Origin of the sequence: Streptomyces sp. LaBMicrA B280, assembly GCF_049222185.1 — a bacterium.
Classification (GTDB): Bacteria; Actinomycetota; Actinomycetes; order Streptomycetales; family Streptomycetaceae; genus Streptomyces; species Streptomyces murinus.
This window is the reverse complement of sequence record NZ_JBMJCT010000003.1, coordinates 1-18,916: the sequence shown is the minus strand read 5'-3', so window position 1 is coordinate 18,916 and position 18,916 is coordinate 1. Positions and strand designations below refer to the sequence as shown.

Sequence of the window (18,916 nt, the reverse complement as noted above, 5' to 3'; positions counted from 1 at the left end):
TGGATCGCTCGTCACCGAAGTTGCCATTTCTGGTTGGCGGCGCCCGTGCAGGACCAGATCTGCGCGCGTGCCCCGTCGGCCGAGGAGTTGTCGGTGACGTCCAGGCACTTGTTCGCGGCGAGGTTCACCACGTCATGGGTGCTCGCGTCGTACGACCACTGCTGGGCGCCGGTCCCGTTGCAGTCGTAGAGCTGCACCTTCGCCCCGTCGGCCGTCGAGCCCGAGGTGACGTCCAGGCACTTGCCGAGCGCCCGCACGGAGCCGTCGGGCTGCACGGTCCACTGCTGGGCGGCGCTGCCGTTGCAGCCGTAGAGCTGTACGGCCGTACCGTTGGCGCTCGACGCGCCGGCCACGTCCAGGCACTTGCCGGCCAGGCCGACGAGGGCACCGCTCGCGGCGCCGGTGCCGGACTGGGTGCCGGACCAGGTGAAGGTCGCCGACGTCTTGCCGGGCAGCGAGTAAGTGGCGTGCTGCGAGCCCCAGTTGATGGTGACGGACTGGGCGGAGGCGGAGCCGTTGTAGGCGATCAGCGCCTTGCTGCCGTCCGGGTTGCGCCAGGCCACGTTGGGCACGGTGGTGGACGCGGTGGAGGCGATCCGCTGGGCGCCGGGCCGTACGAACTTGGTCAGCTGGCCCATGTCGTAGTACTCGACGGTGTAGTCCACGCTGCCGCTCCCGCTGTCCCCGTCGTGCACGGTGACCAGGCCGGTGCAGGTGCCGCAACCCCCGTTGTGCGGGCCCATGTTCTGGTCCACGGCCAGCGACCACTTGGTCACCGACTTCGCCCAGTTGCGGGTGTAGTCGATGATGTTCGACATGTCCTCGTGCTGCTGGTCGGCGATCCAGGTGCCCCCGGAGTGCTCGGTGCCGAAGGCGTCCAGCGCGGGGTACTTGGCGTGGATCGTCGACTGCTCGGAGACATCGCCGCCGTAGCCGTGCCAGGCGATGCCGCCGAAGTTGGGGTGGTCGCGGATCGCCGGATCGTCCACGGACTGCGCGGCGTAGGAGTCGTAGCTGTCCCAGTTCCAGTCGTGCGCCAGGACCTTGGTGCTCAGGCCCGCCGCCTGGAGCCGCGGCAGCAGGTCGTTCTTGAGGAAGTAGGCGAGGCCGCTCGCGTTCCAGCTCATCGACGGGTAGCCGGAGCAGCAGGTCGGCTCGTTCTGCGGGGTCACGTACGAGACGTCGATCCCCTGATCCCGGTACGCCTGGAGGTACTTGACGAAGTACGCGGCGTACGCGCCGTAGTCCTCCGCCTTCAGCCAGCCCCCGTTGAGCGAGCCGCTGTCCTTCATCCAGGCCGGGGCCGTCCACGGCGAGGCCATCACGGTCAGCTGGGGGTTCAGCTGGAGCGCCTGCCTGGTGAGCGGCGCGACGTCCGCGAGGTCGTGCGCGAGGGAGAACTGGTTCAGGTCCGGGTCGCTCTGTCCGGACGGCATGTCGTCGTACGTGTAGCCGTAGCGGGCGAGGTCCGAGGCGCCCATCGGGTTGCGCAGGAAGGACAGCCCGATGCCGTCGGTCGGCGAGAACAGCTTGCGCATCGTCGCGTCCCGGGTCGCCTGGGACAGGGCGCCGCTGCTGTTGAGCAGCCAGGCAGCGGTGTCGGTGAACGAGGCGCCGGCGCCGGTGAAGGTCTGGTACCGGGTGTTCTCGTCCACGGTGATGCTGGTGCCGCCACCGCCCGTCCCGGACTGGAAGGCGAACGGCGCCTGCGCCTCGAGGCCGCGTACGACATGGCGGCCGCCGGAGTCGTCGGTGGTGGTGAGCCACGCGGTGATCTGTTCACCGGTGGCGTGCGCGGGGGATGCGGCCGCGGTGAACCCGGCGGCGGAGAGCAGCCCGGCCAGCAGCAGCCGGAGTGCGCGGGGGGATCTCCTCATGGTGCGTCGCCCTTTCTCTCGGGTCGACAGAGCGATGACGAGCGGGGCACTGCGACTGACGCCCGGTCTTGACGAGTTGGGGAGGCGTCAGTTAACTCACGCCGTGAGCTAAGCCATGAGTGAACCATGAGAGCCGAGGGAAGGTCCATGCCAAGGCCAAGAACCGCCCTGCTCGTCCCCGGGGCACTGCTCGCCGCCCTGCTGCCCCTGTCCGCCGCGGCGCACGCCGCCGACGATCCGCCGCAGGTGCCCGTCGACCGCTTCGAGGGCGAGGTGCCCTTCGCGTCCCAGCCCGCCGACGGCATCTTCACCTGGGGCGGCGACAGCGACGACCCGCCCACGCTGAGCCTCGCCGACCGCGCCGACGCCCCCGAGGGCGCCAAGGTGCTCACCGGCAGCTACGACATCAGCGGCTACGGCGGCTTCACCCATGACTTCGCCGCCGACCAGCCGGCCCACGACTGGTCGGCCCACCAGGGCATCCGCTTCTGGTGGGAGGGGCACGACAACGGCAAGAAGATCGCCTTCGAGATCAAGGACGGCGGCGCGAACGGCGAGGCGTCCGAGCTGTGGACGACGTCCTTCACCGACGACTTCAACGGCTGGAAGCAGATCCAGATCCCGTTCGGCGACTTCACCTACCGCACCGACTACCAGCCGGTCGGCGGCATCGACCACGTCCTCGGGCTCACCCGGATGTGGGGCTACGCCGTCACCCTGCCCGTCGGCCTCAAGGGCGAATTCGCCATGGACGACGTGGAGTTGTACGGCAAGGCCGACCAGGCGCTGGGCGCCTCCGTCGCCACCGACGCCTCCGTCTACCCGGTGACCGAGGGCGGTACCGCCAAGGTGCGGGTCACCCTCGCCACCACGGGAGCGAAGCCGGTGGACGACCCGGTGACCGTCACCTACGCCACCGGCGGCGGCACCGCCACCGCGGGCCAGGACTACACCCCGGTCTCCGGCACCCTCACCTTCCCGGCGGGCACGCCGTCCGGCACCGCGCGCACCATCGAGGTGCCCACCCGCAAGGACAAGGCCGCCGAGTCCGCCGAGACCATCCCCCTCAAGCTCACCGTCGACGGCGCCAAGGCCCCCGCCGATACCCCGCAGGTCGTCATCGACGCCCATGGACTGCCGTATCTGAACGCCAAGTTGCCGGTGAAGAAGCGGGTCGCCGATCTGCTGTCCCGGATGTCGCTCGCGGAGAAGGCCGGGCAGATGACCCAGGCCGAACGCGCGGGCCTGACCACTCCGGGCGACATCGCCTCGTACGACCTCGGCTCACTGCTGTCCGGCGGCGGCTCCACGCCCACGCCCAACACCGCCGAGGGCTGGGCGCGGATGATCGACGGCTTCCAACTCCAGGCCCAGGCAACGCGGTTCCAGATCCCGCTGATCTACGGCGTGGACGCGGTGCACGGCCACAACAACCTCTACGGCGCGACCGTCATGCCGCACAACATCGGCATCGGCGCCACCAGGGACCCCCAACTCGCCGAACGGACCGGCGCGGTGACCGCCGCCGAGGTGCGCGCGACCGGCGTCCCCTGGGACTTCGCACCCTGCCTCTGCGTCAGCCGCGACGAACGCTGGGGCCGCTCCTACGAGTCCTTCGGCGAGGACCCCGCGCTCGTGGAGTCCATGGAGACCATGATCCAGGGCCTCCAAGGCCGGGCGGACGGCGCCGACTTGAGCCGTGACGACAAGGTCCTCGCCACCGCCAAGCACTTCGTCGGGGACGGCGGCACCGCCTACGGCTCCTCCACCACCGGCAGCTACACCATCGACCAGGGCGTCACCACCGTCACCCGGCAGCAGCTGGAGGACATCCACCTCGCGCCGTACAAGTCCGCGGTGCGGCGGGGGATCGGCACCGTGATGCCCTCGTACTCCTCCCTCGACATCACTGGCGACGGCAAGGGCGCGGTCAAGATGCACGCCCGCGGCGACATGATCAACGGTGAACTGAAGGGCAGGCTGGGCTTCGACGGGTTCGTCATCAGCGACTGGAACGCCATCGACCAGCTCCCCGGCGACTACCCGAACCAGGTCCGCACGGCCGTGAACGCGGGCGTCGACATGATGATGGTGCCGTACACCTACAAGGACTTCAGCTCCACGCTCATGGACGAGGTGAAGGCGGGCCGGGTCTCCGAGGCGCGGATCGACGACGCCGTCTCCCGCATCCTCACCCAGAAGTTCGAACTGGGCCTGTTCGAGCACCCGTACGCCGACACCAGCGGCGCCGCCGCCATCGGCTCCCCGGCCCACCGCGCGGTCGCCCGCCGGGCGGCCGCCGAGTCGCAGGTGCTGCTGAAGAACAACGGCGGGCTGCTGCCGCTGAAGAAGAGCGAGAAGGTGTACGTCGCCGGGTCCAACGCCGACGACATCGGCAACCAGACCGGCGGCTGGACCCTCACCTGGCAGGGCGCCTCGGGCGGCACGGTCCCCGGCACCACCATCCTCCAGGGCATGCGGCAGGCGGGCGGCGACGTCACCTACTCCAAGGACGCCTCCGCCCCGACCGCCGGGTACGACGTCGGCGTGGTCGTCGTCGGCGAGACCCCCTACGCCGAGGGCGTCGGCGATGTCGGCAACGGCCACTCGCTGTCCCTGTCGGCGGCCGACCAGGCTGCGGTGGACAAGGTGTGCGGGGCGATGAAGTGCGTGGTGCTGATCGTCTCCGGGCGGCCCCAGCTGATCGGCGACCGGCTCGGCGAGATCGACTCCCTGGTGGCCTCCTGGCTGCCCGGCACCGAGGGCGAGGGCGTCGCCGACGTCCTCTACGGCGCCCGCCCCTTCACCGGACAGCTCCCGGTCACCTGGCCGAAGTCCGAGTCCCAGCTGCCGATCAACGTGGGCGACGCCTCGTACGACCCCCAGTTCCCCTACGGGTGGGGCCTGACCACCCGCACCACCGTTCCGCACGGCGGCGCGGGCACATGGACGTCGCTGGCCGCGCGGGCGGCGACGGCGGAGCGGCGCGGGGACCGGACGACCGGCCGGAACCTCGTCGACCAGGCCCGGCTGCTGGTCCAGCAGAAGGTGGGGCAGCGGATGACGGCGGCCGTGGCGAAGCCCTTCGCGGACGCGGACCATCTGCTGCTGACCGGCCACTACGGGCAGGCGCTGGCGAAGCTGGCGCAGGCGTACCGGGCGGCCTGACCGGTCCGCCCTGAATCACCCCTTAAGGGAGGCTTCGGGTAGCGTCGAGACATGAAGGCCGTCGCGCGGACCCGAAGCCTCCCCGCCCTGCTGCTCGCCGTGCTCGCCCTGGTCCTGGCGACCGGACTCGCCCCCGGGGCGAGCGCGGACACCGGCATCTCCACCATCGCCCGCGCCCTGCGCTCCGGCCCGGTCTACGTCGACCCGGCCGCCTCCGGCCAGCTGTCCCGCGCGGACGCCGACGCGCTGGCGAAACGGATCAAGGACGCGAACAAGCCGCTGTTCATCGCCGTCCTCCCGGCCGGCTACCCCACCGCGAACCTCTTCCCCGACCTGCGCGCCGCCACCGGCATCACCGGTCTGTACGGCATCCGGCTCGGCGACCGCTTCGACGCCCGCGCCGACGCCTCCGTGATGTCGCCGACCGCCCGGCAGAACCTGGTGACCAGCGTCCACGGCGAGAGCACCAAGGCGCAGCTCACCGACTTCACCGATCGCGCGCTGGCCAACATGGGCGGGCGCGCGCCCCGCAGCTGGCACGCCGCGGGCAGCGGGGCCGGTTCCGGCGCGGGCCTGATCGCGGTCGCCGCGGTGCTGGTGGCGGGCGCCGCGGGCGCGTACACGCTGGTACGGCGGGGCCGACGACGGCGCGAGCGGGAGCAGCGGGCCGCCCTGGAGCGGCTGCGGGTGGTGGTGGACGAGGACATCACCGCGTTCGGCGAGGAACTCGACCGCCTCGACTTCCACCCGGCCGAACCCGGCGCGGACGACGCGATGCGCGGGGACTACGAGCACGCCCTGGACGCCTACGAGAGCGCGAAGCGGCGGATGGCCGAGGCGGGCAGGCCGCAGGACGTCCGGCCGGTCACCGAGGCGCTGGAGGACGGCCGCTTCTCGCTCGCCCGGCTGGCCGCGCGCCGTGCGGGCCGCCCGCTGCCCGAGCGAGCGGAAGACGCCCGCTGCCCGAGCGCCGCCCGCCCTGCTTCTTCGACCCCCGCCACGGCCCCTCGGTCGCCGACGCCGCCTGGACCCCGCCCGGCGGCGCCCCGCGCGAGGTCCCGGTCTGCGCCGCCGACGCCACCCGCCTCGCCGACGGCCGCGATCCGGTGATCCGCGAGGTCGACAGCGAGTACGGCCGCCGCCCCTACTGGGACGCGGGCCCCGCCTACGGCCCCTGGGCCGGCGGCTACTTCGGCGGCGGCATCCTCCCCGGCCTGCTCTTCGGCACCGTGCTCGGCGGCATGATGTCCACGCCCTCGTACGCGGCCGACTACGGCGCCGGGTACGGCGACTTCGGCGGTACCGGCTTCCAGGGCGGCGATGTCTCCGGCACCGACTTCGACCCCGGTGACTTCGGCGGCGGGTTCGGCGACGGCGGGGGTTTCGGCGGGTCGGACGGGGGCGGCTTCGGGGGCGGGTTCGGGGACTGAGCCGTACCCGTGCGGGGGCTTTCGCGCACGCGTGGGTGGTCAGACCTCCGTGCCCGGTATCTCCATCGACCCCACCCGCTCCAGCAGCGCCGCGGCCAGCGTCAGCACGCCCCGCTCCGTCTCGCCGAGCGTGCTCAGGGCCGCGGCGAGCCAGATGTCCCGCTCGGCCATGTCCCGCTCCAGCGCCCGGCGTCCCGGTTCGGTGAGGGTCAGCACGGACTGCCGACGGTCGTCCGCGTCCGACTGCCGGGCGATCAGCCCCTCCGCCTCCAGCTCCGCGAACACCCGCGTCAGCGACTGCGGCCGCTGCCGCTCCCGCGCCGCGATCCGCCCCGGCGTGGCCGGGCCGTGCGCGTGCAGATGTCCCAGCACCGCGAGCTGATTGGGACTCAGGCCGCCCTCCCCGCGCTCCTGCCGCAGCCGCCGGTTGATCCGGGCGACGGCACGACGGAGGGCAGCGGCGTCGGAGAGATGATCATCCATGCGCGATATCGTACGCAGCCGCTTATCAAAGACCCGACTGACAGGCTCTGTTCTCGGACAGCACGCCAGAGACTGATACGCAACGCTTATGAAGCCACCGCGACCCCGACGGCCCGTGCACGACCAGTCCACCCCCGGCCTCCCCGCCCCTCACGCGGGACCGCTGGGCCGACCGGCTCCGAGCCCCCGGTTTCCCGAGGCTCCGCCGCGCGACCACGCAAGGGAGTCCGCCGGTGCCCCCGCGCCCACGCGGGGGCACCCCCTCGCGACCGGCGCGGCGGCCTGCGTGCCCGCCGGGCACCGGCGGTGACGGCGCTGTCCGACGTCCTCGCCGGGGCCCTGTGATCGCGCCCGCTCGACTACACCTTCTGGCCCCGTCTCACGCGTTCTTGATCGCCGAGACGTCGAAGTTGAGCTTGATCTTGTCGGAGATCAGCACACCGCCCGTCTCCAACGCGGCGTTCCAGGTCAGGCCCCACTCGGAGCGCAGCAGCTCGGCCTTGCCCTCGAAGCCGGCGCGCTCGTTGCCGAACGGGTCCTTGGCGACGCCGTTGAACTCCAGGTCGATGGTGATCGGCCTGGTGACACCGAGCAGCGAGAGATCGCCGGTGATGCGGTAGTCCTCGCCGCCCAGCGACTCCGCCCTGGTGGAGCGGAAGGTCATGGTCGGGAACTCGTCGATCTTGAAGAAGTCGGCCGATTTCAGGTGGCCGTCGCGGTCGGCGTTGCCGGTGTCGATGCTCGCCATCGTGATGTCGAGGGTGGCCGTGGACTTGGCCGGATCCTGACCGTCCAGGTGGAGGCTGCCGCTGAAGTCCTGGAAGCCGCCGCGCACATTGGTGACCATCGCGTGGCGGGCCACGAACTCGATCGTGGTGTGCGCGGGGTCGATCGTGTAGTCGCCGGTCAGCGCGGCCAGATCGGGACCGGCGATCCCCGCGGGGGTGGTGGTCGTGCTGTCCTTGCGGCCGAAGATGCCCATGACGTCCTCCTGGAGCCATTCTGTTTAACGTTCAACGAACCCAACGACTCAGACGGTAGACCTATTCCGTTCGGTTTTCAACATCATCCGCAGCGTGGCGTGTCAATGACTCAAAGTCACTATGCGCGTTCGCCGAAAGATGCGCATACCGTGCGGGGCAGGACCCCGGTCCAGGGCCGTCCGAGGGGTCGTGTCACTCCAGGGATGGCATGCCCGTTCCCACGAATGCGGGACGGTTCCCCGGTGTCGCCCTTGTGGTGTTCCCACAACGCAAGCCGCCTCTGAGCAGTCGGAACGGCTGCACTTCGCCCGGGTTCTGTTCACTCGCACCAGGAAAACGGGCGTGAGACTGTACGGAGTCGACGGCTCGCTTTCCTTGGTGTCCTTCGTAAGGTCGCTACATGACCGTTTTGGAAGAGACGACGGGTGAGCCGACGGGCGAGCCGACGGACGCGCGCGGACGGGTCGCCGAACTGCACGACATCCGTGCGCAGGCCGTGGCCGGCCCCAGCGAGAAGGCGACCAAGGCGCAGCACGCCAAGGGCAAGCTGACGGCGCGGGAGCGGATCGAGCTGCTCCTGGATCCGGGTTCCTTCCAGGAGGTCGAGCAGCTGCGCCGGCACCGCGCGAGCGGCTTCGGTCTGGAGGCCAAGAAGCCGTACACCGACGGTGTCATCACCGGCTGGGGCACGGTCGAGGGCCGTACGGTCTTCGTCTACGCCCATGACTTCCGCATCTTCGGCGGCGCGCTGGGCGAGGCCCACGCCACCAAGATCCACAAGATCATGGACATGGCCATCGCGGCCGGCGCGCCCCTGGTCTCCCTGAACGACGGCGCGGGCGCCCGCATCCAGGAGGGCGTCAGCGCGCTCGCCGGGTACGGCGGCATCTTCCAGCGCAACACGAAGGCCTCGGGCGTCATCCCGCAGATCAGCGTGATGCTCGGCCCGTGCGCGGGCGGCGCGGCGTACAGCCCCGCCCTGACGGACTTCGTCTTCATGGTCCGTGAGACGTCCCAGATGTTCATCACCGGTCCGGACGTGGTCAAGGCGGTCACCGGCGAGGAGATCACCCAGAACGGCCTGGGCGGCGCGGACGTGCACGCCGAGACGTCGGGCGTCTGCCACTTCGCGTACGACGACGAGGAGACGTGCATCGCCGAGGTGCGCTACCTGCTGTCGCTGCTGCCGCAGAACAACCGCGAGAACCCGCCGCGCACGGAGTGCTCCGACCCGGCCGACCGCCGCTCCGACGTCCTGCTCGACCTGGTCCCGGCCGACGGCAACCGGCCGTACGACATGACCAAGGTCATCGAGGAGATCGTCGACGACGGCGAGTACCTGGAGGTCCACGAGCGCTGGGCGCGCAACATCATCTGCGCCCTCGCCCGCATCGACGGCCAGGTGGTCGGCATCGTCGCCAACCAGCCGCAGGTCCTCGCGGGCGTCCTGGACATCGAGGCGAGTGAAAAAGCTGCGCGCTTTGTCCAGATGTGTGACGCTTTCAATGTTCCGATCGTGACCTTCCTGGACGTCCCCGGGTTCCTCCCCGGCGTCGACCAGGAGCACGGCGGAATCATCCGGCACGGCGCGAAGCTCCTCTACGCCTACTGCAACGCCACCGTGCCGCGCATCTCGCTGATCCTGCGCAAGGCGTACGGAGGTGCCTACATCGTCATGGACTCCCAGTCGATCGGCGCCGACCTCACCTACGCCTGGCCCACCAACGAGATCGCCGTGATGGGTGCGGAGGGCGCGGCCAACGTCATCTTCCGCCGCCAGATCGCCGAGGCCGAGGACCCCGAGGCCATGCGGGCCCGCATGGTCAAGGAGTACAAGTCCGAGCTGATGCACCCCTATTACGCCGCCGAGCGCGGCCTGGTCGACGACGTCATCGACCCGGCCGAGACCCGCGAGGTGCTGGTGAAGTCGCTGGCGATGCTCCAGACCAAGCACGCCGACCTCCCCTCCCGCAAGCACGGCAACCCCCCGCAGTAACCGAGCGGACATCTCTCTTACGGAGACTGACACCCATGAGCACTGCCGACATCCGCGTCGAGAAGGGCCACGCCGACCCCGAGGAGGTCGCCGCCATCACGGCCGTCCTGCTCGCCCGCGCCGCCGCCCGCCCCGCCGAGCCGACCCACCACCGCCCGCACCCCAAGGCAGGCTGGCGCCGCCTGGAGCGCGAACCGGGCTTCCGCGCCCCGCACAGCTGGCACTGACTCCGTCGGGCCCGTGAACACCGAGAGCCGCCGACCCCGTTGAGGTCGGCGGCTCTCGTCGCGTCTCAGCCCGGCACGGTCCAGTACTCCGAACCGGCGGCCGGCGGCTCCGTGGGAACCCAGCCACTGCGATCCGCCTCCGGACTCCAGTCCGGCACGTTCCTGCCGTAATAGATCACGAACGCCCAGAACCGCTCCTCCTCATGCGGGACGAGACAGTCCTCGTCGGACAGGTCCTGGCCGTGCCAGTGCGCATTGACGCGGGCGACGGCCTCGGCACGCGTGATGCCGAACTCCGAAACCATCTCGTCCGCGATCGAGTCGAGGAGTTCCAGGGTCTCGGGCGAGGTGGGCATGGTGAACGTCGTACTCATAGGCCGGCTTTCTCGATCGACTCCCACAGGCACCCGGCGCGTGCGTGAGGGGCGGCAACCGGTCGGGTCGCCGCCCCTCACGACGTACAGATCAGCGGTCGCTATCGCAGGCGCGCCATCAGCGCGTGCTCCACGAGCGTGATGAGCGTCGACTTCGCGTCGGCGCGGTGCCGGGCGTCGGTGGTGATGATCGGGGTGTCGGGCCCGATCTGGAGTGCCTCGCGCACCTCGTCCGGGTTGTACGGCTGGTTGCCGTCGAAGCCGTTGAGGGCGATGACGAAGGGCAGGCCGCTGTTCTCGAAGTAGTCGACGGCCGGGAAGCAGTCGGCGAGCCTGCGGGTGTCGACGAGGACGACGGCGCCGATCGCGCCGCGGACGAGGTCGTCCCACATGAACCAGAAGCGGTCCTGACCCGGCGTACCGAACAGGTACAGGATGAGGTCCTGGTCCAGGGTGATGCGGCCGAAGTCCATGGCCACCGTGGTGGTGGTCTTGTCTCCGGTGTGGGTGAGGTCGTCGATGCCGGCCGAAGCGGACGTCATCACGGCCTCTGTGCGCAGCGGGTTGATCTCCGAGACGGCGCCGACGAACGTGGTCTTGCCCACGCCGAAGCCGCCCGCCACCACGATCTTCGCGGAGGTGGTGGAGCGACTCTGAGAAACCGGCCCTCCGCTAGAGCTTGCGAAGTCCACTGAGCACCCTTTCGAGCAGTGTCACGTCTGGCTGGCCACCGGCGTTCTCGTCGCCGCCGGGCTGATGGATGGCGACCAGGCCCGCCTCCGCCAAGTCGGCGACGAGGATCCTGGCCACGCCGAGGGGGATCGTCAGCAGGGCCGAGACCTCGGCCACCGACTTGATCTCCCGGCAGAGATTGCAGATCCGCTGATGCTCGGGCAGTTGGCCCTGCATCTGGTGCGGAGCAGCGGTGGTGTGCACCAGCGCCTCGATGGCGAGCTGGTAGCGCGGGCGGGTCCGGCCGCCGGTCATGGCGTACGGACGCACCAAGGGGTTGTTCGCCGCGGCCGCGGGCGCCGGCTCGGGACGGCGCTGCGGCTGGACCGGCTGGATGCGCGGGGCAGGCGGCTGGTCGTACGGCGAAGGGCCGGGACCCTGGGGCCGGTCGTACGGCGAGGGGCCGGGGCCCTGCGGGGCGTAGGGCTGCCGGTGGTGCGGTGCGGAGGGGAAGTCGTAAGGGTTCGCCGAGCCGTCGCCGTGGCCCTGGGCAGGGCCGTACGACCAATTGCCCGAGGGCGAACCTCCTGGGGGTGTTGCCACTTTCTCCTCCTCCGACTGCGTCGGGCACCCATCCGTGTGGAGCCGCGTCCCGAAACCTTAAGGCCCCGGGACGCGAATACGCACCGTCCGATTACTAGTTGAGAAGGCTGCCCTGGAGCTCCGCGCGGAGATCCGGGGTGAGGACCGTGCCCGCGCGGTCCACCAGCAGGGCCATCTCGTACCCGATGAGGCCGATGTCCGCTTCCGGGTGGGCCAGGACCGCGAGGGACGATCCGTCCGAGATGGACATGAGGAAGAGGAATCCCCGCTCCATCTCCACAACCGTCTGGTTGACGCTGCCGCCCTCGAAGATGCGCGAGGCACCGGCGGTCAGCGAGGTCAGACCGGAGGCGACGGCGGCGAGCTGGTCGGCGCGGTCACGGGGGAAGCCTTCGGACATCGCCAGAAGGAGTCCGTCGGCGGAGACCACCACCGTGTGGGACACCCCCGGGGTGTTGTCCACGAAGTTGGTGATCAACCAGTTCAGGTTCTGTGCCGCCTGGCTCATCGGGCTCACACTAACGCTCCTGGTTGTAGGTGCTGTCAGAACCACTGTGATGATTCCCAGTGGTCTGGCCGTTCGTTTCACTGCCTGCGCTGCGTCCGCGCTGGACGCCCCGGCGCAGGTTGCTCAGCCTGCCCCGGACGTCCTCCGGGGCGCGGGAGACCTGGGGGCCTCCCTGGGGGGTGGTTTCGGCGCTGCCCTCGACCAGGTTGGCCTTGGGCACCCGCCGCGGCAGCCCGGAGGCGGTGACCCCGCCTGCCTTGGGCTTGCGCAGCTGGGAAGCCTGCTGCCAGCGCTCGTCGTTCGCCGAACGCCAGTCGTCGTCTCCGTCGCCGTCGTTCGCCGAACGCCGTTCGCCGTCACCGGTGTTGCCCGGTGCGGCAGCCGTCGTCTCCTGCTGCGCGGGGGCCGCGCCGTCGAAGCCGTTCGGGACGGATCCCCGGCGGGGCAGTCCGGCGTCGGTCAGCTCGTGCGCGGCGGGAGCGACCGCCTGGGGACTGTCGAAGCCTACGCGGTTCTGCTCACTCGCGTCGGCCGGCGCGGATTCCGTTTCCGGAGCGTAATGGGCCGGGTAGCCGTTCTGGTAGGCGCCCTGCTGCTGCCAGTCGCCCTGGTAGGCGGGCTCCGCATAGCCGTTCTGCGGGTAGCCGCCGTTCGCCGAGTAGCCCTCCGAGCCCGGCAGTTCACCGTTCTGGGGGTAGTACTGCCCGTCGTACGACCGCTCGTAGGACGCGGACGGCGTCTCCGTGTACGGCTCCTGGTACCCGGCCTCCTGGTACGCCTGCTCCTGGTACCCGGCCTCCTGGTACGGAGTCTCCTCGTACGGCTGCTGCGGCTGCTCGGGATATCCGGTGCTCTGCTGCTCGAACAGCGGTTCGGCGTAGGTCTCGCCGGTGTCCTGGCGCGGCTCGGCCGGCTGCGGCTGGCCGTGGGTCTGCGCCTCCAGAGCGGCGCGGCGCCCCTCGCGGAGCAGCGAGCGGCCGACCGGGTCCAGGTCGCGGATGTCGTCGGGGACCTCGGTGTACTGGCTGTCGTCGAAGCCGAGTTCGGCGGCCGTGCGCAGCGGCTGCGCCACCTCCGGGCGCTGCGCCTGGAACTGCTGCTCCGGGATGATCTGCGAGACCGTGAACTCCTCGCGCTCCAGCGAGGTGTCGCCGCCACCGCCGTGCGTGATCGCGTCCGGCAGCATGACCAGCGAGGTGGTGCCGGCCTGCTCGCCCGAGGGGCGCAGCTGGACCCGGATGCCGTGCCGGTCGGACAGCCGGCCGACCACGAACAGGCCCATGCGCTGGGAGATCGCCGCGTCCACGGTCGGCGGGTTGGCCAGCTTGTGGTTGATGTCCGCGAAGTCCTCGGCGGTCAGGCCGATGCCCTTGTCGTGGATCTCGACCATGACCCGGCCGTCGGGCAGCCGGGTCGCGGTGACCTTGACCTTGGTCTGCGGCGAGGAGAACGTGGTGGCGTTCTCCAGCAGCTCGGCCAGCAGGTGCACGAGGTCGGTGACGGCGCGGCCGTGGATCTCGGCGTCCGGGACACCGGACAGCTCGATGCGCTCGTACTGCTCCACCTCGGAGGAGGCGGCGCGCAGCACGTCGACCAGCGGGACCGGCTGGTCCCAGCGGCGGCCGGGCTCCTCGCCCGCGAGGACCAGGAGGTTCTCGCCGTTGCGGCGCATACGGGTGGCCAGGTGGTCCAGCTTGAAGAGGTTCTCCAGCTGGTCCGGGTCGGCCTCGTTGTTCTCCAGGTCGGTGATCAGGGTCAACTGGCCCTCGATCAGCGACTGGTTGCGCTGCGACAGGTTGGTGAAGATCGCGTTGATGTTGCCCCGCAGCAGGGCCTGCTCGGAGGCGAGCCGGATCGCCTCGCGGTGCACCTGGTCGAAGGCGCGGGCGACCTCGCCGATCTCGTCCTTGGTGTGGATCGGGATCGGCGCGACCCGGGTGTCGACCCGGCCGGGGTCGGTGCGCGAGAGCTGGTCGACCAGCATCGGCAGGCGCTGCTCGGCGATGCCGAAGGCCGCGTTGCGCAGCTGGCGCATCGAGCGGCTCATCTGCCGGGCGACCGCGCCCGCCAGGAGGAAGGCGAGCAGCAGGGCGATGACCACGATGGTGCCGGTGATGATCGCGGAGGTACGGGCGTCGTCGGCGATGCCGGACGCCTCGTTCACGGCCTTGTCGGCCATGTCCGACTCGATCGTGCGGTACGCCTTGTACTTGAGCGTGTTGACCGCGTACCAGTTCTGGGCGCTGACCCCGTTCGCGGCGAGCGCGTCCCGGGTGGCCGGGCTGGTGTCCTTCATGGTGGCCAGCGCCGAGACCATGCTGTTCGGGTTGCTCGGCGGCGGCACGTAGTTCGGGTCGTCCTGCTTGGCCTGCGCGGCCTCGGCCCTGGCGTCCGCCTGGACCTTCTTCTGCGCGTCGGCCAGCACCTGCGAGTCCTGCGCCGTGCCACCGCCCTGGTACTCCTCGATCGCGATGCGCTCAAGGTAGGCGTACGAGGCCAGGGAGACCCGCTGGGTGGAGAGGTTCGGCGCGTCCGGACCCGGCTTGACCAGCAGATGCGTGCCGATGGACCGCTCCAGCGACAGCGCCGCCTTGGTCAGCGACATGGCGTAGACGGTACGGCCGTAGGAGGTGATGTTGCCGGTGCCCAGACCGAGCTCGTTGGCGAACTCCATCAGGGGGTGGGCGACCTCGACGTACGCCTCCTCCGTCTGCACGCCGGTGAGCTTGGAGGTGTAGGCGGTCTTGCGCAGGACCTGGATCTCGGGCTCGGCCTTGCGGAACAGCTTCAGCCGACGCTCGAGACCGGGCGTGTGCGGCATGCTCTTCGTCGCCTCGGTGAAACCGGCGGCGGCCTCGTCGGTGGCCTTGCGCGCGTTCTCGATCGTCGCCTTGCTCTTGCTGTCCTTCTTGTTCAGCAGGAGCGGCTCGGCGGTGCTGTCGCGCTCGTTCTCCACGGCGTCCGCGTAGACGAGGGCCGCGCGCACCAGCCGGGCGGTGTTCTCGGCGTCCCGGGCCTGCTGCCAGGTGTCGATCGAGCTGTTCACCTGGAAGCCGCCCATGACCAGGCCGACGGCCGCGGGTATGAGCAGGATCGCGTTCAGTCTGGTGGGCACCCGCCAGTTGCGCGGGGAGAAGCGGCCACCGCTCGGCGCGGGAGTGTCCGTCGGCTCCGCACCCGACACCGGGGCGGGTGCCGCGGCGCGCGGCGGCGGGGTGAAGTTGCCCCGCGCCGACGGCTCGGGACCGTTCTTGCTTCGCCTCACTCGACCAACAACCTCTCGGCGGTCGGCACCTACGTCGTGCCGCAGTCTCTCAGAGCCCGCTCGGCCGACGAGGACGCAGTACGTCAGGGACCATGGGGCAGTTCAGGCATTCCAGCACGTGGACCAGCGCACTTCCAAACAGTGGAAACCCTGTGCCGGTTCGGCTGTAAGCGAGAGATAAAACGGTCATAAAGAGCGAGCCCCGCCAAAAGGCGGGGCAATTGTGCGCGCAGCGGCATCGGGTGACCGCGTCGCGTGGTGGACTCGGGCGATTCCTCTGCCGAACTGTTATGAACACCGCGGCCGACCGTGTCAAATGCCACAGTCGGCCCCGCGCGGCCCCCGTACGGCAACTGCCGTACGGGGTGACGCACTTGAGTGTCAGCGCAGTCGCGCCATCAGCGCGTGCTCGACCAGCGTGATCAGCGCGCTCTTCGCGTCGGCGCGGTGCCGGGCGTCGGTGGTGATGATCGGGGTGTCGGGCCCGATCTGGAGTGCCTCGCGCACCTCGTCCGGCGTGTACGGCTGGTGACCGTCGAAGCCGTTGAGGGCGATGACGAAGGGCAGGCCGCTGTTCTCGAAGTAGTCGACGGCCGGGAAGCAGTCGGCGAGCCTGCGGGTGTCGACGAGGACGACGGCGCCGATCGCGCCGCGCACCAGGTCGTCCCACATGAACCAGAAGCGGTCCTGACCCGGCGTACCGAACAGGTACAGGATGAGGTCCTGGTCCAGGGTGATACGGCCGAAGTCCATGGCCACCGTGGTGGTGGTCTTGTCCCCGGTGTGCGTGAGGTCGTCGATGCCGGCCGAGGCCGAGGTCATCACGGCCTCTGTGCGCAGCGGGTTGATCTCCGAGACGGCGCCGACGAACGTGGTCTTGCCCACGCCGAAGCCGCCCGCCACCACGATCTTCGCCGAGGTGGTGGCCCGTCCCGCGTCAGAGCTTGCGAAGTCCACTGAGCACCCTTTCGAGCAGCGTCACGTCCGGAGCGCCGCCGTTGTTCTCGTCCCCGCCCGGCTGGTGAATGGCGACCAGGCCGGCCTCGGCCAGGTCGGCGACCAGGATCCGGGCCACTCCCAGTGGCATGTTCAGCAGCGCGGAGACCTCGGCCACCGACTTGACCTCACGGCACAGGTGGCAGATCCGCTGGTGCTCGGGAAGCAGCCCCATGAGCGCGGCGGGGTCGGCCGTGGTGCTGATCAGCGCCTCGATGGCGAGCTGGTAACGCGGCCGGGTCCGGCCGCCGGTCATGGCGTAAGGCCGCACCAGCGGCTGGTCGCCCTCGTCCCCGTACGGTTCCGCGTACGGATCGTGATGGGCGGTGGGCGGGGTCATGGATCCTCCGGGCGGGACAGCAAGTCGGTCAGTCAAGCCGTCTGACGGGGCCGGTGGGGGGTTTGTGGCGGCCGGACGGTGTTTTGGTGAGGTGTGTGGTGCCGGGGCCGGTCAGTGGAGCAGACTGCCCTGTAGTTCGGCGCGCAGGTCCGGGGTGAGGACCGCCCCCGCGCGGTCGACGAGCAGCGCCATCTCGTAGCCCACCAGGCCGATGTCGCACTCCGGGTGGGCCAGTACCGCGAGGGAAGAACCGTCCGAGATCGACATCAGGAAGAGGAACCCCCGCTCCATCTCCACGACCGTCTGGGCCACGGTGCCGCCCTCGAAGATCCGGGAGGCACCGGCCGTCAGCGAGGTCAGACCGGAGGCGACGGCCGCCAGCTGGTCGGCGCGGTCCCGCGGGAAGCCCTCGGACATCGCCAGCAGCAGGCCGTCGGCGGAGACCACCACCGTGTGGGACACCCCGGGGGTGTTGTCCACGAAGTTGGTGATCAACCAGTTCAGGTTCTGTGCCGCCTGGCTCATCGGACTCAACTAACGCTCCTGCTGGTGAGTGGGGCTCGGGTAGCTGCCCGTCTGGCCGGTACCGGCCTGACGACCCTGGGCGATGCCCCGACGGAGATTGGTCAGCCGGCCGCGTACGTCGTCGGGCGCACGGGAGACCTGCGGACCTGTTTGGTGCTGTTGCTGCTGAGCCGTGCCCGGCACGAGGTTCGCCCTGGGCACCCGGCGCGGCAGACCGGACGTGGTGATACCGCCCGCCGCGGGCTGGCGCACCCGCTCCGCCTGCCGCACGAGTTCGTCGTTGGGCGAGGCACGCCACGAGCCACCGGCGGCGGCCGCGTCGCGCTGCGCGGGCTGTGGCTGCTGCTCGGCGGGCGCCCCCGGCTGGGGGCCCTGCTGCTGACCGGCCGTGCCGTGGAACCAGTTGGTCTCCAGCGTGTCGAACAGCGGGGTACGGCCGTCGCCGGGACCGCTGGCCGGCGGCAGCGCCTCCGGCTCGCGCACCGGGCGCTCCTGGTGGGCCGGGATCTGCTGCGGGGCCGGCGGGCGCGGGGCGCCGAAGTCGTCACGGGCGGGCGGCTGCGGGCGCTCGAACTGCCCGGTGTGCGCCGGGTCGGTACGGCCGGGCAGCGCGTGCTGTCCGGTGCCGCTGTTGTCGTAGGCACCCGGGGTCGCGTACCCGCCGGTGTCCTGGGCGGGCTCGTCCGGCCGGGCCGGGGTGCCGAAGACGTCCGAGCGCACGTACGAGCCGGTGTCCTGCTGCCCGCCCTGGGCGTCGTACGGCCCCTGCTGCTGCGCCGCGTCCGGCCGCTGGAACTGGCCGGTCTGCTGGGCGGCGTCCGGGTGCTGGAACTGCCCGGTCTGCTGCGGCAGTTCGGCCCCCGGGAACTGGCCCGTGTGCTGACCGGTGTGCCGGCCCGGGTCGACCTGCGGGAACTGCCCGGTGTGCTGGGGGGCGTCCACCTGCGGGAACTGACCGGTGTGCTGCGCGGCGTCCGGCCGCTGGAACTGTCCGGTGTGCTGTCCGGCGTCCGGCCGCTGGTACTGGCCCGTGCTGTCGGGCCGCGCGAACTGGCCGGTGTCCTGCGGGGATTCGGGCCGCTGGAACTGTCCGGTGTGCTGTCCGGCGTCCGGGCGCTGGTACTGGCCCGTGCTGTCCGGCCGGGCGAACTGGCCGGTCTGCTGCGGGAGTTCCGGACGGCCGTACTGGTCCGCACCCTGGGAGCCGGGCAGTTCGGGACGGCCGAAGTCGCCCGTGGGGACGGGACCGTGCGGATCGATCCGCGGCATCTGGGCGGTCGAGCCCGGACCCTGCCGGTCGTCGATCACCGGCATCTGCGCGGTCCCCGAGGGGTCCTGCTCGTCATGCCCGCGCGGGGTGTCGAGGGAGGCCCGGCCGTCGTTCCAGTCCTGGCCGCGCCGGGAGTCGCCGCCGGGCAGCTCGGCCCGCGGGCCACCGCGCGGCGGCAGCTGGGGCTGGCGGCCCTGGT

At 70.8% G+C, this 18,916-nt stretch carries 14 protein-coding genes and 2 pseudogenes; 4 read left to right on the top strand and 12 right to left on the bottom strand.

Annotated features, from left to right (window positions below):
* Positions 1 to 11: 11 nt before the first annotated feature.
* A complete protein-coding gene (locus tag ACLF5H_RS02515; protein WP_421674438.1) occupies positions 12 to 1,877 on the bottom strand; it encodes a ricin-type beta-trefoil lectin domain protein in 1,866 nt (621 codons plus the stop codon).
* 147 nt (positions 1,878 to 2,024) lie between these two features.
* Between ACLF5H_RS02515 and ACLF5H_RS02510 the strand changes: the two genes are divergently transcribed.
* Together ACLF5H_RS02510 and ACLF5H_RS02505 are read left to right on the top strand one after the other, a co-directional pair.
* Positions 2,025 to 5,045, top strand: a complete 3,021-nt coding sequence (locus ACLF5H_RS02510; RefSeq protein ID WP_421674437.1) for a glycoside hydrolase family 3 protein — start codon at positions 2,025 to 2,027, stop codon at positions 5,043 to 5,045.
* 51 nt (positions 5,046 to 5,096) lie between these two features.
* Positions 5,097 to 6,475: pseudogene (locus ACLF5H_RS02505) on the top strand (hypothetical protein).
* A 39-nt stretch (positions 6,476 to 6,514) separates the two neighbouring features.
* Here the strand turns inward: ACLF5H_RS02505 and ACLF5H_RS02500 are convergent.
* Both ACLF5H_RS02500 and ACLF5H_RS02495 read right to left on the bottom strand, forming a co-directional pair.
* A complete protein-coding gene (locus ACLF5H_RS02500; protein ID WP_421674436.1) occupies positions 6,515 to 6,958 on the bottom strand; it encodes a MarR family winged helix-turn-helix transcriptional regulator in 444 nt (147 codons plus the stop codon).
* A 379-nt stretch (positions 6,959 to 7,337) separates the two neighbouring features.
* The gene (locus ACLF5H_RS02495; protein WP_421674435.1) at positions 7,338 to 7,940 is read right to left on the bottom strand and encodes a YceI family protein; all 603 of its coding nucleotides are present in this window, start codon (positions 7,938 to 7,940) and stop codon (positions 7,338 to 7,340) included.
* Between the two features lie 401 nt (positions 7,941 to 8,341).
* Here ACLF5H_RS02495 and ACLF5H_RS02490 point away from each other — a divergent pair, with 401 nt between their 5' ends.
* Positions 8,342 to 9,937 (top strand): acyl-CoA carboxylase subunit beta, encoded by a 1,596-nt coding sequence (locus tag ACLF5H_RS02490; RefSeq protein WP_421674434.1) that lies wholly within the window; start codon positions 8,342 to 8,344, stop codon positions 9,935 to 9,937.
* Positions 9,938 to 9,972: 35 nt separating this feature from the next.
* On the top strand, positions 9,973 to 10,164 hold the full coding sequence (locus ACLF5H_RS02485) for an acyl-CoA carboxylase subunit epsilon (RefSeq protein WP_145485630.1): 192 nt from the start codon (positions 9,973 to 9,975) through the stop codon (positions 10,162 to 10,164).
* 65 nt (positions 10,165 to 10,229) lie between these two features.
* On the opposite strand, the gene ACLF5H_RS02480 is transcribed toward ACLF5H_RS02485, so the two are convergent.
* The 9 genes and pseudogenes from ACLF5H_RS02480 to ACLF5H_RS02440 form a co-directional block, all read right to left on the bottom strand.
* On the bottom strand, positions 10,230 to 10,538 hold the full coding sequence (locus ACLF5H_RS02480; RefSeq protein WP_421674433.1) for a hypothetical protein: 309 nt from the start codon (positions 10,536 to 10,538) through the stop codon (positions 10,230 to 10,232).
* Between the two features lie 101 nt (positions 10,539 to 10,639).
* Positions 10,640 to 11,230, bottom strand: coding sequence for a GTP-binding protein (locus ACLF5H_RS02475; RefSeq protein WP_085566719.1), 591 nt, complete (start codon positions 11,228 to 11,230; stop codon positions 10,640 to 10,642).
* The gene (locus ACLF5H_RS02470; protein WP_421674432.1) at positions 11,211 to 11,813 is read right to left on the bottom strand and encodes a DUF742 domain-containing protein; all 603 of its coding nucleotides are present in this window, start codon (positions 11,811 to 11,813) and stop codon (positions 11,211 to 11,213) included. The genes ACLF5H_RS02475 and ACLF5H_RS02470 overlap by 20 nt, the downstream gene beginning before the upstream one ends.
* Before the next feature lie 94 nt (positions 11,814 to 11,907).
* Positions 11,908 to 12,321 carry a roadblock/LC7 domain-containing protein gene (locus ACLF5H_RS02465; protein WP_030948713.1) on the bottom strand — a complete coding sequence of 138 codons (414 nt, stop codon included), beginning with the start codon at positions 12,319 to 12,321 and terminating at the stop codon, positions 11,908 to 11,910.
* Positions 12,322 to 12,331: 10 nt separating this feature from the next.
* Positions 12,332 to 15,586 (bottom strand): nitrate- and nitrite sensing domain-containing protein, encoded by a 3,255-nt coding sequence (locus ACLF5H_RS02460; protein ID WP_421674431.1) that lies wholly within the window; start codon positions 15,584 to 15,586, stop codon positions 12,332 to 12,334.
* 381 nt (positions 15,587 to 15,967) lie between these two features.
* Complete coding sequence (locus ACLF5H_RS02455) at positions 15,968 to 16,543, bottom strand: GTP-binding protein (protein ID WP_085566720.1); 576 nt, start codon at positions 16,541 to 16,543, stop codon at positions 15,968 to 15,970.
* Positions 16,524 to 16,922 (bottom strand): DUF742 domain-containing protein, encoded by a 399-nt coding sequence (locus tag ACLF5H_RS02450; protein ID WP_037654659.1) that lies wholly within the window; start codon positions 16,920 to 16,922, stop codon positions 16,524 to 16,526. The genes ACLF5H_RS02455 and ACLF5H_RS02450 overlap by 20 nt, the downstream gene beginning before the upstream one ends.
* Positions 16,923 to 17,033: 111 nt before the next feature.
* The gene (locus ACLF5H_RS02445) at positions 17,034 to 17,447 is read right to left on the bottom strand and encodes a roadblock/LC7 domain-containing protein (protein WP_037654657.1); all 414 of its coding nucleotides are present in this window, start codon (positions 17,445 to 17,447) and stop codon (positions 17,034 to 17,036) included.
* Between the two features lie 9 nt (positions 17,448 to 17,456).
* Positions 17,457 to 18,916, bottom strand: a pseudogene (locus tag ACLF5H_RS02440) (hypothetical protein); the annotation flags it as partial.